The sequence below is a fragment of the Streptomyces sp. SPB162 genome (genome assembly GCF_029504575.1).
GTDB lineage: Bacteria > Actinomycetota > Actinomycetes > Streptomycetales > Streptomycetaceae > Actinacidiphila.
On the sequence record NZ_JAQFII010000001.1, the window covers coordinates 4,466,442 to 4,478,814 of the forward strand.

The 12,373-nt window shown below is 71.5% G+C and carries 11 protein-coding genes; 8 read left to right on the forward strand and 3 right to left on the reverse strand.

The window, feature by feature from the left end:
• The first annotated feature begins 23 nt into the window (after positions 1 to 23).
• Positions 24 to 1,250, forward strand: coding sequence for a lysophospholipid acyltransferase family protein (locus M2266_RS20475; RefSeq protein ID WP_277439494.1), 1,227 nt, complete (start codon positions 24 to 26; stop codon positions 1,248 to 1,250).
• Positions 1,251 to 1,328: 78 nt separating this feature from the next.
• Here M2266_RS20475 and M2266_RS20480 read toward each other — a convergent pair whose 3' ends face one another.
• The 3 genes from M2266_RS20480 to M2266_RS20490 form a co-directional block, all read right to left on the reverse strand.
• Positions 1,329 to 2,561, reverse strand: coding sequence for a DUF5667 domain-containing protein (locus M2266_RS20480; RefSeq protein WP_277439495.1), 1,233 nt, complete (start codon positions 2,559 to 2,561; stop codon positions 1,329 to 1,331).
• A 232-nt stretch (positions 2,562 to 2,793) separates the two neighbouring features.
• Entirely contained in the window at positions 2,794 to 3,588 is a 795-nt protein-coding gene (locus tag M2266_RS20485; RefSeq protein WP_277439496.1) for an ECF subfamily RNA polymerase sigma factor, BldN family, read from the reverse strand.
• Positions 3,589 to 3,922: 334 nt separating this feature from the next.
• The gene (locus M2266_RS20490; RefSeq protein WP_277439497.1) at positions 3,923 to 4,906 is read right to left on the reverse strand and encodes an HAD-IB family hydrolase; all 984 of its coding nucleotides are present in this window, start codon (positions 4,904 to 4,906) and stop codon (positions 3,923 to 3,925) included.
• A 129-nt stretch (positions 4,907 to 5,035) separates the two neighbouring features.
• Between M2266_RS20490 and M2266_RS20495 the strand changes: the two genes are divergently transcribed.
• The 7 genes from M2266_RS20495 to hemB all read left to right on the forward strand — a co-directional run bounded on the left by M2266_RS20495 (position 5,036) and on the right by hemB (position 12,306).
• On the forward strand, positions 5,036 to 5,314 hold the full coding sequence (locus M2266_RS20495) for a glutaredoxin family protein (RefSeq protein ID WP_277439498.1): 279 nt from the start codon (positions 5,036 to 5,038) through the stop codon (positions 5,312 to 5,314).
• A 92-nt stretch (positions 5,315 to 5,406) separates the two neighbouring features.
• Positions 5,407 to 6,237, forward strand: a complete 831-nt coding sequence (locus M2266_RS20500) for a 3'-5' exonuclease (RefSeq protein ID WP_277439499.1) — start codon at positions 5,407 to 5,409, stop codon at positions 6,235 to 6,237.
• 132 nt (positions 6,238 to 6,369) lie between these two features.
• Positions 6,370 to 7,080, forward strand: a complete 711-nt coding sequence (locus M2266_RS20505; RefSeq protein ID WP_277439500.1) for a redox-sensing transcriptional repressor Rex — start codon at positions 6,370 to 6,372, stop codon at positions 7,078 to 7,080.
• Positions 7,077 to 8,402 carry a glutamyl-tRNA reductase gene (locus tag M2266_RS20510; protein WP_277439501.1) on the forward strand — a complete coding sequence of 442 codons (1,326 nt, stop codon included), beginning with the start codon at positions 7,077 to 7,079 and terminating at the stop codon, positions 8,400 to 8,402. Before M2266_RS20505 ends, M2266_RS20510 begins: the two co-directional genes overlap by 4 nt.
• Complete coding sequence (gene hemC / locus M2266_RS20515; RefSeq protein ID WP_277439502.1) at positions 8,399 to 9,388, forward strand: hydroxymethylbilane synthase; 990 nt, start codon at positions 8,399 to 8,401, stop codon at positions 9,386 to 9,388. Before M2266_RS20510 ends, hemC begins: the two co-directional genes overlap by 4 nt.
• Positions 9,385 to 11,001: a uroporphyrinogen-III synthase gene (locus M2266_RS20520; RefSeq protein WP_277439503.1), complete on the forward strand. Its 1,617-nt coding sequence runs from the start codon at positions 9,385 to 9,387 to the stop codon at positions 10,999 to 11,001. The genes hemC and M2266_RS20520 overlap by 4 nt, the downstream gene beginning before the upstream one ends.
• A gap of 315 nt (positions 11,002 to 11,316) precedes the next feature.
• Positions 11,317 to 12,306 (forward strand): porphobilinogen synthase, encoded by a 990-nt coding sequence (gene hemB, locus M2266_RS20525; protein WP_277439504.1) that lies wholly within the window; start codon positions 11,317 to 11,319, stop codon positions 12,304 to 12,306.
• Positions 12,307 to 12,373: the final 67 nt, after the last annotated feature.

Here is a 12,373-nt window from a genome sequence, read left to right on the forward strand (position 1 = left end):
CCCCAACGAGGAGGAGCCGCAGCATGGCGGATGCCAAGGTCATCCCGTTCGACGAGGACACACGTGCCCGTCGGGGGCCGGGCCGGCCGCGCGGACGGGCGGGATCCAGGAAGAAGGGCGAGGGGGCCGTCTCAGCGACGGCCCTGGCCGCCGTTCCGGCGGAGCTCCCGGACGAGGCGGCCGGTGCGCCGAAGCCCCGCGTTCCGCACGCGGCAGCTGAGGCCGCGGGGGCGTTCGGGACGGCCCGTGAGGGCGCTCAGCAGGGCCAGGACGGCCTCGCGGGCGATCCGGAGGGAATCGGGCGTTCCGCGGAGGCCGACGGCGGTGGCGGGCCGCGCACGGCGCCCGCGGCGGCCGTCGCCGAAGCCCTGACGGAGGCGCTGACCGGTGCGGCCGAGCGGCTGATGGGCATCCGCTGGGACCGCAAGGTCGCCCACGGGCTGTCGTTCCTGCGGCGCCGGATCACCGGGGACTACGAGGTCGACGAGTTCGGGTACGACCAGCAGCTCACCGACCAGGTGCTCATGTCGGTGCTGCGACCGGTCTTCGACCAGTACTTCCGGGTCGAGGTCAAGGGCATCGAGAACATCCCGGCCGAGGGCGGCGCCCTCGTGGTCGCGAACCACTCGGGGACGCTGCCGCTCGACGGGTTGATGGCGCAGGTCGCCGTCCACGACCACCACCCGGCCAACCGCCACCTGCGGCTGCTCGCCGCCGACCTGGTCTTCGCGCTGCCGGTGGTGAACGAGCTGGCCCGCAAGGCGGGCCACACGCTGGCCTGCACCGAGGACGCCCAGCTGCTGCTGGAGCGCGGTGAGGTCGTCGGGGTGATGCCGGAGGGCTTCAAGGGCCTGGGCAAGCCCTTCGCCGACCGCTACAAGCTGCAGCGTTTCGGCCGCGGCGGCTTCGTCTCGACGGCGTTGAGGACCGGCGCGCCGATCGTTCCGTGCTCGATCGTGGGGGCGGAGGAGATCTACCCCATGGTCGGCAACTCCAAGACGCTGGCGCGGCTGCTGGGCGTGCCGTACTTCCCCCTCACACCGACCTTCCCCTGGCTGGGGCCGCTGGGCCTGGTGCCGCTGCCGACGAAGTGGACGATCCAGTTCGGGGAGCCGATCAGGACCGACCAGTACCCGCCGGAGGCGGCGGAGGACCCGATGCTGGTCTTCAACCTGACGGACCAGGTGCGGGAGACCATCCAGCACACGCTGTACAAGCTGCTGGTGCAGCGGCGGTCCGTGTTCTTCTGAGGTCGCTCTTCCGCGAAACACCCGTGGGGTGGGTCCTGGCCGTCGGCCGGGACCCACCCCACACGCAGTAACGGCCGGTTACTCCTCGGCGTCCTCCGCCCCCAGGCCGAGGCCCGGGAGCAGGCCGGGGAGCAGCGGGGGCAGGTTGACGGACGGCGGCGTGGCCGTCGCCGGGCTGGACGAGCTCTCCTCGCCGGTGCCCGGTGACGGTGGCAGCAGCCCGTCAGTGCCGCCGATCAGGTGTTCCTTGTCCTTGCCGGCGCTCGGGCTGCTGGTGGTGCCCGGAGTGCCGCTGTGGCCCTCCGCGGTGGCGGAGGTGTGCGGCGCCGGGGTGGCCGTGCCGCTGTGGCCGGTACCGGTGGGGCCGGGTTTGCCGGCCTGCCGGTGCGCGGGGCCTTCGCTGCCCTGGGGGTGGGGGAGCTTTCCGGCCAGTGGTGCGACGTCGTGCTCTATGGCGTCGAAGACCGAGGTGACCTGGGTACTCACGTCGCCGAGCTGGGTGGGCAGCCGGTCGCGCAATTGGCTCCACCCCTCGCGGTGCGAGGCGTTGAACTCGTTGAGCACCTCCATCGGCTGCAGCGAGCCATCGCGCTGGTACGCCGCGGTGAGCAGTCGGTGGCCTTCCGCGGCCTCCTGGTGCATACCGAGGAGCGCCCTGCGGACCTCACCGACCGATTCGCTGTCGAGTTCGCCCGAGCGACCGCGCTCCATGAGGCGCCGGGCCTCCTGCATACGGGTCGCGGCCATGTCCAGCAGGACGCCTCCCCGGGAGGCGTCGTTGTTGGCCATGTCCAGCTTGAGATCCTCCATGCCCCGTTTGAGGCCGTAGAGGGTGTCTCCTGGCAGTGCGTTCGTACTGGCCGCCGCGACTCCGCCCAGGGCCCCGGCCGCTACGCCCACGGAGAGCCCGCCGGCGGCGAGCCGGCGGGACCAGCGGGATCGTGGCCTGAGTTTCCCGAGCCCGGTGGCGCGGTGGGCGCCGCCGGTCCGTTGCTCGGGGACCTTGGGGGAGACCTCAAGGCTGCCGTCGGCGAGCGCGGTCTCCATCGCGGCGATCAGTTGGGCACGTTGCACCGTCTTCGCCTCGGCGCTCAGCACCGGCGGCCGCCGGTCGCCGATGGCACCGACCAGAGCCAGCAGTCGCCCCTGATCGGGGTCGGCATGCCGGTCCGTGGCATGGGCGCCGTGTTCGCCGGCGGGCTCCTGGGGTGAGCTGTCGGAGGTCCGGGGGTCTTCCCCCGGGAAACCGGCAGTCTCAAGGGCCTGGGCGAAGGCGTTCGCCCGACGGTGTGCCGTTGCTTGTCCGATCATGGGCGGCACCTCCTCTCGTCATCCACACTCGACTCCCGAAGCCGCCCGGAAGGTTGCATTCCTTGTTTCTGTCCACCCAATCGAGTGACTGGAAGCGGCCAGAGCGCGGCAGAGAGGTGTCTGCATGTGGTGCAACGAGCGCCGCGCCAGTTGGGTTACGCGGTCATGATGATCGGACCGCAGCAACCGGAAAAATGGCCGGTGAAGGTGGGGGAAAAGGGACAACTCAGGCTCACCGGGCGTCTTCGGGGAGCAACCTGGCCAGGGTGCGCACGGCGCGGTACTGAAGGGTCTTGATCGCCCCTTCGTTCTTGCCCATGATGCGGGCGGTCTCGGCGACCGACAGGCCCTGCAGGAAGCGCAGCGTGACGCACTCCTGCTGCTGCGGGTTGAGCTTCCTGACCGCGACGAGCAGCGCCTCGTTGGAGAGCTGCTCCAGCACCGAGTCCTCGGGGCTGCGCTCGACCTCGTTGGCGTCGAGCATCTCGCCGGTGGTGACCTCGAGGCGGAAGCGGCTGGACTTGAAGTGGTCGGCGACCAGGTTGCGGGCGATCGTGACGAGCCAGGCGCCGAAGTCGCGGCCCTGCCAGGTGAAGGTGCCGATCCGGCGCAGGGCGCGCAGAAACGTCTCGCTGGTCAGGTCCTCGGCGGTCGCCTTCCCGCCGACGCGGTAGTAGATGTACCGGTAGACGGTGTCGGAGTAGTGGTCGTAGAGCCGGCCGAAGGCCTCGGTCTCGCCGGCCTGGGCCCGCTCGACGAGGTCCATCATCCGGCCGCTGTCACTGTCCGCGGCGGGACGGCGGGCGGTGGGTCCGCCGGCGGCGTTGCTGCCGGAGCCGCTCCGAGGGGTGTTCCGGGTGCGTCTGCCTGCGGCGGTGCTGACTTCGGCCAGAGCGTACGCGGGGCCGGCGGGAAAGGGCGTGGCGAGGGCGGGCTCGGCGAACGCGGGGACGACACGCAGGCAGTCGTTCACCAATGCGCGCAGCGTTGCCAGGCCGGAGGTGTCAACCCCGTCGTGTGGGTACACGGGACTCCCAGAGGCAGAACTTCCATCACGTGCAGTACGGGACCGGGCACCCGCCGTGGTCGACGTGTGGGTTCCGATTGCGTCTGAGGAGAATAACGCTTCGTACAGGCGGCGCTACACCGTGTTGCCTAAATCGCCGGTTACGTCGGTTCCTTGGTGCATTGGTGATCGATCAATTATCGAACATTGAACCGAAGTTGACCGCTTACGTTCGTGAATTGGTCGCGGGGAGTGCGTGTTGTGGCTGTGTGACAGTGCTGCGACCACGGGGCGGCGTGGCGCGGCCGCGGCACGGGACGCGGCACCGCTCGCGGGGTGTCGCGGCGGACAGCTCTTAGCGACGGCGGCGGTGGATCGCCACCGCGGCGAGCGCGCCGCCCGCCACCGCGCCCACTCCGGCCGCGGCCGGGATGCCGATCTTCGCGGCCTTGCGGCCGGTGCGGTAGTCGCGCAGCCGCCAGCCCTGGGCGCGGGCGTGCTTGCGCAGCCGGGCGTCGGGGTTGATCGCGTACGGGTGCCCGACCAGCGACAGCATCGGGATGTCGTTCGCCGAGTCGCTGTACGCGGCGCAGCGTGACAACTGCAGCCCCTCGGCGCCGGCGAGCGCCCGGACCGCCTCGGCCTTGGACGGCCCGTGCAGCGGTTCGCCGACCAGCCGGCCGGTGTAGACGCCGCCGACCGATTCGGCGACGGTGCCCAGCGCGCCGGTCAGGCCGAGCCGGCGGGCGATGATCGTCGCGGTCTCCACGGGCGCGGCCGTGACCAGCCAGACCCGCTGGCCCGCGTCGAGGTGGGCCTGGGCGAGGGCCCGGGTGCCCGGCCAGATCTTCTCCGCCATGTACTCGTCGTAGATCTCCTCGCCGATCGACATGAGCTCCTCGACGCGGTGCCCCTTGACGATCGACAGCGCGCTGTCCCGCGCGTCCTGCATGTGCTCGGGGTCCTCGGACCCGGCCAGCCGGAACCAGGCCTGCTGCCAGGCGAAGCGGGCGAGCTCGCGCTTGTGGAAGAACTTCCGCTTGTACAGGCCGCGGCCGAAGTGGAAGATCGCGGCGCCCTGCATCACGGTGTTGTCGAGATCGAAGAAGGCGGCGGCGTGCGGATCCCCGACGACGGGGAACTCGGGCGCGCCGCCGTTCTCGTCCGGCTTCCCCGGTTTCGCGTTCTTTCCGGGCCCGGCGCCCGCCGCGGGTGCTTCCGCTGCCTTGGAGTGTCCGGCCGGCACCGCGAGTGCGGCCTCGGCTGCGGCCTCGCCGGCCAGCACGCTGCGCGCGGTGGCGGAGCGCTTACGGGGGGTGAGCCATTGCAAAGCGGCCATGCGGCGAGCATAGCCATGTTGTTCGGCCGGTCCCGGCCGCGGAAGGAGCGATGGCGTGAACACCTCGCGACATAGGTGTTACCCGCCGACCGGGTCCGCCCGTGCGCGCACGGGGGCACAATGTCTCGGATGAGTCCCCTCCTGCGCCGCAGCGCCCGCAAGGACCCCGCCGACCGCACCGTGACGCTGATCGGCAAGCCCGGCTGCCATCTGTGCGACGACGCCCGCGCGGTGATCGAGAGAGTCGCGGGGGAGCTCGGCTCCCGCGTCGACGAACGCGACATCACCCAGGACGAGGAGCTGTACCGCAAGTACTGGGAGCAGATCCCGGTGGTGCTGGTCGACGGTGAGCAGCACGACTTCTGGCGGGTCGACGAGCAGCGGCTGCGGACCGCGCTCACCGGCTAAGCCCCTTATGAGCGCGTTACACGTGGTGCGCGCATTCGATTACCATCGAGTTCGATTTGAACACCGGGGGCTAGGCGTGAGGATGTGGGCGCGTGCTCTCCGGACGGTTCCAGGGGTCTGGCGGCTACGCCGTCGTGGACCTGGAGGCCACCGGGTCCAGTTCACGGCGGCACCGGGTGATCGAGGTGGCCGTGGTGCTGCTCGACCGGGAGTGCGTCCCGCAGGGCGAGTTCAGCACGTTGATCGATCCCGAAGGGCCGGTCGGCCCGACCCATATCCACGGCATCGAGCGGCATGACCTCGGTGGGGCGCCGACATTCGCGGGGATCGCGCCGAGACTGCTGGGGCTGCTGCGCGGCAGGGTGCTGGTGGGGCACAACGTGGGGTGTGATCGGGCGTTCCTGGCCGCTGAGTACGCGCGGCTGGGCGTGACGCTGCCGGCCGTGCCGGAGCTGTGCACGATGCGGATGGCCATCTCGCGGGTGCCGGGTCCGCGCGGATTCTCGCTGGGGGCTTGCGTGGCGGACGCCGGACTGGGTGACTGGGCGGCGCACACGGCGCTGGGTGACGCGCGGGCCACCGCGCGACTGTTCGCGCACTACGTGGCGGAAGCAGCGGACGTGGCGGAAGCGGCGGAAGTGGCGGAAGTGGCGGGCCGGATCGGCGTACCGGGAGCGGTGGAGACTGCGGCGGGAGTGGAGTGGCCGGTGATCGCGCGGCTGCCGGAGGCTGACGCGCTGTGGCTCGGGCGGGCCTCCGTTGATCGTCCGCCCGGCGGGTCGGCGGACCGATCGGTGGAGCGGTCGGCCGAGCCGTTGGTGGAGGCGGCGGCGGACTGGTCCGCGGAAATACCGAACGGCCCGAAGGGATGGAACGACTCGCCACAGCGAATGGTTTCTTGTGTCCGGAATGGGAGCGCGTGATGCCGGTCACTTCCACCGGACAAAACGGACACTATCTTTGTGCACGCGTTCACAAAGACATAGCCTGGCATGCACGGGGCGGCCCCGGGGACTGTGGTTCTCGGACGTCTACGCTCTACCCGCAGGAGCATCGTGGCAACTAGCCGTTCTCACCGACCGGCGACCCGCAGCCGAGGGATTCCCGAGGCCACCGTCGCCAGGCTTCCGCTGTACCTGCGGGCTCTCACCACGCTTTCCGAGCGTTCGGTGCCCACGGTGTCGTCGGAGGAGCTCGCGACCGCCGCGGGGGTCAACTCCGCGAAACTGCGCAAGGACTTCTCCTACCTCGGCTCGTACGGGACCCGCGGCGTCGGCTACGACGTCGAGTACCTCGTCTACCAGATCTCCCGTGAGCTGGGTCTCACCCAGGACTGGCCCGTCGTGATCGTCGGTATCGGAAACCTCGGTGCCGCGCTCGCCAACTACGGCGGCTTCGCCTCCCGCGGGTTCCGCGTCGCGGCCCTGATGGACGCCGACGCGACCCTCGCCGGAAAGCTGGTGGCCGGACTCCCGGTCCGGCACATCGACGAGCTCGAAGCCATCGTCGAGGACAACCAGGTGTCGATCGGCGTCATCGCGACTCCGGCCGGCGCCGCGCAGGAGGTCTGCGACCGCCTCGTCACCGCGGGCGTCACCTCCATCCTGAACTTCGCGCCGACCGTGCTGCAGGTCCCCGAGGGCGTCGACGTCCGCAAGGTCGACCTCTCCATCGAGCTGCAGATCCTCGCGTTCCACGAGCAGCGCAAGGCCGGCGAGCAGGGCCAGAGCCCGGACGGGGACGTTCCCGCCGTGATGCCCGCATGAGTGTTCTCGTTGTCGGCCTGAGCCACCGCAGCGCACCGGTCAGCCTGCTGGAGCGGGCCGCGCTCACGGACGAGGCCAAGGCCAAGCTGCTGCAGGACGCGCTGGCCGCCGAGCCCGCGACCGAAGCGGCGGTGCTCGCCACCTGCAACCGCATCGAGCTCTACGCCGACGTGGACAAGTTCCACGCGGGCGTCGCCGAGCTGTCGATGCTGCTGTCACTGCACAGCGGCGTCGGCCTCGAAGAGCTCACCCCCTACCTCTACGTGCACTACGAGGACCGGGCCGTCCACCACCTGTTCTCGGTCGCCTGCGGCCTGGACTCCATGGTGGTCGGCGAGGGCCAGATCCTCGGCCAGATCAAGGACGCGCTCGCGCTGGGCCAGGAGCTGCACACCGCGGGCCGGCTGCTCAACGACCTGTTCCAGCAGGCCCTGCGGGTCGGCAAGCGCGCGCACAGCGAGACCGGCATCGACCGGGCCGGGCAGTCGCTCGTCACCTTCGGTCTCGATCAACTGGCCGCCACCACCGGCAAGCTGGCCGGCAAGCGCGCCCTGGTGGTCGGCGCGGGCTCGATGTCCTCGCTGGCCGCCGCCACCCTGGTCCGCGCGGGCGTCACCGAACTCGTCATCGCCAACCGCACCGCCGACCGCGCGGAGCGGCTCGCGGCCCAGCTCGGCGGCCGGGCCGCCGACTTCGACGCGGTCGCCGGCGAGCTGGCCTCGGCCGATCTCGTCGTGTCCTGTACCGGGGCGACCGGTCTGGTCCTGGACCACGCCACCGTCGCCGCCGCCGTCGCCACCCGCACCGCGACCGGCGCCGGCTCCGCCCCGCTGGCCCTGCTCGACCTGGCGATGCCGCGCGACGTCGACGCCGCCGTGCACGGCCTCGAAGGTGCCCACCTGGTCGACATAGAGTCGCTCGCCGAGGCCTCCGCGGATGCCCCGATGGCCGCCGACGTCGACGAGGTCCGCAAGATCGTCGCCGCCGAGGTCGGTGCCTTCGGCGCCGCCCAGCGCGCCGCGCGCATCACCCCCACCGTCGTCGCGCTGCGCGCGATGGCCGCCGACGTCGTCACCGGGGAACTGACCCGGCTCGACGGTCGGCTCCCCGACCTGGACGACAAGCTGCGCGCCGAGATCACCCAGACCGTCCGCCGCGTCGTCGACAAGCTCCTGCACGCGCCCACCGTGCGGGTCAAGCAGCTCGCGGGCGAACCCGGCGGCGCCGGGTACGCGGACGCGCTGCGTGAACTCTTCGACCTCGACCCGCAGGCGGTCGCCGCCGTCAGCAGGGCCGACGACCCGAATCGAGGGCGGCCATGAACGGCCCCATCGCATTGAAACTGGGCACCCGGCGCAGCAAGCTCGCCATGGCGCAGTCCGGCATGGTGGCGGAGCAGGTGCGCCAACTGACCGGCCGGCCGGTCGAGCTCGTCGAGATCACCACGTACGGAGATGTCTCGCGTGAGCAGCTCGCGCAGATCGGCGGCACCGGAGTCTTCGTCTCCGCGCTGCGGGACGCGCTGCTCACCGGCGAGATCGACTTCGCCGTGCACTCGCTCAAGGACCTGCCGACGACTCCCGCCGAGGGCCTCGAACTCGCCGCGATCCCGGTCCGCGAGGACCCCCGTGACGCACTCGTCGCCCGCGACGGGCTGACGTTCGAGCAGCTCGTGGCGGCCTCCGCCGCGCTGGGCCGGCCGGCCCGCGTCGGCACCGGATCGCCGCGCAGGATGGCGCAGTTGAACGCCTGGGCCCGCAGCCTGGGCGGGGCGGTCGAGACGGTGCCCATCCGCGGCAACGTCGACACCCGCATCGGCTTCGTCGCCTCGGGAGAACTCGACGCCGTCGTCCTGGCCGCCGCCGGGCTCAGCCGCCTCGGCCGCCTCGGTGAGGCGACCCAGCTGATCCCCGTCGACGCCGTCCTGCCCGCCCCGGGACAGGGCGCGCTCGCCATCGAGTGCTCCGCCGGTAACGCGGCGGGGTCGGCGCTGGCCGCACAGCTCGCGGAACTCGACGACCCGTTCACCCGGGCCGCCGTCACCGCTGAACGATCACTGCTCGCCGCCCTTGAGGCCGGCTGCTCCGCCCCTGTGGGCGCGCTGGCCGACCTGGTGGCCGACGGGCAGATTTCCGAGCTGCGCCTGCGGGGGGTCGTCGGTACGACCGACGGCACCCAGCTGGTGCAGATGTCCATCACTGGTGCAACCCCTGAGTCCGCGGATGACGCCGCGGTTCTCGGTCGCGAACTCGCGGCCGAGATGCTCGCCAAGGGCGCAGCCGGTCTTATGGGGGAGCGCGTACTTTGAGCCCCACCGCCGTCAACCACTCCGGCCTCGGCCACGTCACCTTCCTCGGTGCCGGGCCCGGTGATCCCGGGCTGCTGACTCTGCGCGCCGTCGAGGCGCTGTCCCACGCCGACCTGCTGGTCGGCGAGCCGCACGTGCTGGAGGTCGTGCGCACGCACGCCCGAGCAGACGTGGGCACGGCTGAACCAGCGGCAGGCGAGGGCGTGTTGGACGCTTCCGCTGCCGCAGCCAAGCTTGTCATGGCGTCCGCCCGCACCGGCAAGCGGGTCGTCCGTGCGGTAGCGGGTGACCCCGGCCTGGACAACTGCTCGGCGAGCGAGATGCTCGCCTGCGCGGCCGCCGGCATTCCCTTCGAGGTCGTGCCGGGCGTCTCGGCGGCCATGGGTGTACCCGCTTACGCCGGGGTCCCGCTCAGCGCCGACGTCCGCTGCGTCGATGCCGCCACCGCCTCCGACCGCTGCTGGAGCGAGGTCGGCGCGAGCGAGGCCACGCTGGTCCTCACCACGACGCTGCAGACCGTGGTCGCCGCCGCGGCGGAGCTGGTCGCGGCGGGCCGCAAGCCGGACACCCCGCTGACCGTCACGGTCGCCGGCACCACGACCCGGCAGCGCACCTGGACCGCGACTCTGGCCACGATCGCCTCCGAGCTGAAGGCCACCAAGGCGCTGCCGACGCCGGAGGGCCCGATCGCGGCGATAGCCGTCGTCGGCCAGCGCAGTCTCCAGCGCGCCCAGCTGTCCTGGTTCGAGACCAAGCCGCTCTTCGGCTGGCGCGTCCTGGTGCCGCGCACCAAGGAGCAGGCCGCCTCGCTGTCGGACCAGCTGCGTTCGTACGGCGCGGTCCCGCACGAGGTGCCGACGATCGCCGTCGAGCCGCCGCGGACTCCGCAGCAGATGGAGCGGGCGGTGAAGGGGCTGGTCACCGGGCGTTATGAGTGGATCGCCTTCACGTCCGTGAACGCCGTCAAGGCGGTGCGGGAGAAGTTCGAGGAGTACGGGCTCGACGCGCGCGCCTTCGCGGGGATCAAGGTCGCCGCGGTCGGCGAGCAGACCGCCCAGTCGCTGGTCGAGTTCGGCGTGAAGCCGGATCTCGTCCCGAGCGGTGAGCAGTCGGCGGCGGGGCTGTTGGAGGACTGGCCGCCGTACGATCCGGTCTTCGACCCGATCGACCGGGTGTTCCTGCCGCGCGCCGACATCGCCACGGAGACGCTGGTGGCGGGTCTGGTGGAGCTCGGCTGGGAGGTCGACGACGTCACCGCCTACCGGACGGTGCGGGCTTCGCCTCCGCCGGCCGACACGCGAGAGGCGATCAAGGGCGGCGGGTTCGACGCGGTGCTCTTCACGTCGTCGTCGACGGTGCGGAACCTGGTCGGCATCGCCGGGAAGCCGCACAACGTGACGGTGATCGCCTGTATCGGGCCGGCCACGGCGAAGACGGCCGAGGAGCACGGGCTGCGGGTCGACGTGATGTCGCCGGAGCCGTCCGTGCATGCGCTGGCGCAGGCCCTGGCGGACTTCGGTACGGCGCGGCGGGTGGCGGCGGAGGACGCGGGCGACCCGGTGACGCGGCCCAGCGAGCGGCGGCCGGGGTCGCGGCGGCGGGCGCGGGTGTAGTTGTTGCGGGGGGTGGTGCGGGGGTGGTGCGGCGCGGGTCCGTTCTGAAAGGGCGGGGCCGCGCCGGGGTGACTCCTCGGACGACGAACGCTCGTGTCTGCTGCGAACTGCGGGCCGGATTCGTTCGTCGTCCTGCGGGGACACCCCGCCACTGCCCCTCCGGCCGGTGGGTGGCCGTGCCCCAGGCGGATGTTTCTCTGACCCGTGCTGGTCCCCTCCGTCCGCTCCGGCCGACGTGTAGTCGGGAAGAGCATGCTGGGACCGGGCGTAGTTTTGAGTTCTGGAACGTCTCCGGTGTTGGAGGAAGGCTCGGACATGACTGGCTACGGTGAATTCCCCGGAGCGCGCCCTCGTCGGCTGCGTACCAGCCCGGCGGTGCGGCGGTTGGTCGCCGAGACCCGGCTGGATCCCGCTGAGCTGATCCTGCCGATGTTCGTGCGGGAAGGGCTCAGTGAGCCCGTGCCGGTCTCCTCCATGCCCGGTGTCTTCCAGCACACCCGCGACACGCTGCGGAAGGCTGCCCTGGAGGCGGCCGAGGCCGGTGTCGGCGGGATCATGCTGTTCGGTGTGCCGTTGGTGAAGGACGCGGTCGGGACGCAGGGGACCGAGCCGGACGGTGTGCTGCAGGTCGCCATTCGCGATGTGGTCTCCGAGGTCGGGGACGCTGTTGTGGTGATGTCCGATCTGTGTCTGGACGAGTTCACCGACCACGGGCACTGCGGGGTGCTCGACGCGCGGGGGCGGGTCGACAACGACGCGACGCTGGAGCGCTACGCCGAGATGGCGCAGGTGCAGGCCGACGCGGGCGTTCATGTGGTGGGCCCGTCCGGGATGATGGACGGTCAGGTCGCCGTCGTGCGTGACGCGCTGGACGCGGTCGGGCACGAGGACGTCTCCATCCTGGCCTACACGGTGAAGTACGCGTCGGCCTTCTACGGGCCCTTCCGCGAGGCCGTCGACTCGTCGCTCACCGGCGACCGCAAGACGTATCAGCAGGACCCGGCGAACTTCCGCGAGTCGATGCGGGAGCTGGCGCTGGATCTCGCCGAAGGCGCTGACATGGTGATGGTCAAGCCCGCGCTGCCGTACCTGGACGTGCTGCGGAAGGTCGCCGACACCGTCGACGTGCCGGTGGCCGCGTATCAGGTGAGCGGTGAGTACGCGATGGTCGAGGCGGCTGCCGCGAACGGGTGGATCGACCGGGACCGCACCATCATGGAGACGCTCACGTGCGTGCGGCGAGCCGGCGCCAACATGATCCTCACGTACTGGGCGACGGAGGTCGCCCGGAAGCTTTCGCGCTGACGCCGCGACCGAAGGCAGGGGGTTGGACGCGGCGTCGTTCCGCGTGAGCGAGCCGGCCGCCCATGCC

Bases quoted from the DNA above. Each gene is read 5' to 3' on its own strand.
- M2266_RS20480 (WP_277439495.1), bottom strand. From the start codon at position 2,561: ATGATCGGACAAGCAACGGCACACCGTCGGGCGAACGCCTTCGCCCAG.
- M2266_RS20490 (WP_277439497.1), bottom strand. From the start codon at position 4,906: ATGGCCGCTTTGCAATGGCTCACCCCCCGTAAGCGCTCCGCCACCGCG.
- hemC (WP_277439502.1), top strand. From the start codon at position 8,399: ATGAACGGCCCCATCGCATTGAAACTGGGCACCCGGCGCAGCAAGCTC.
- M2266_RS20475 (WP_277439494.1), top strand. From the start codon at position 24: ATGGCGGATGCCAAGGTCATCCCGTTCGACGAGGACACACGTGCCCGT.
- M2266_RS20510 (WP_277439501.1), top strand. From the start codon at position 7,077: ATGAGTGTTCTCGTTGTCGGCCTGAGCCACCGCAGCGCACCGGTCAGC.
- M2266_RS20495 (WP_277439498.1), top strand. From the start codon at position 5,036: ATGAGTCCCCTCCTGCGCCGCAGCGCCCGCAAGGACCCCGCCGACCGC.
- hemB (WP_277439504.1), top strand. From the start codon at position 11,317: ATGACTGGCTACGGTGAATTCCCCGGAGCGCGCCCTCGTCGGCTGCGT.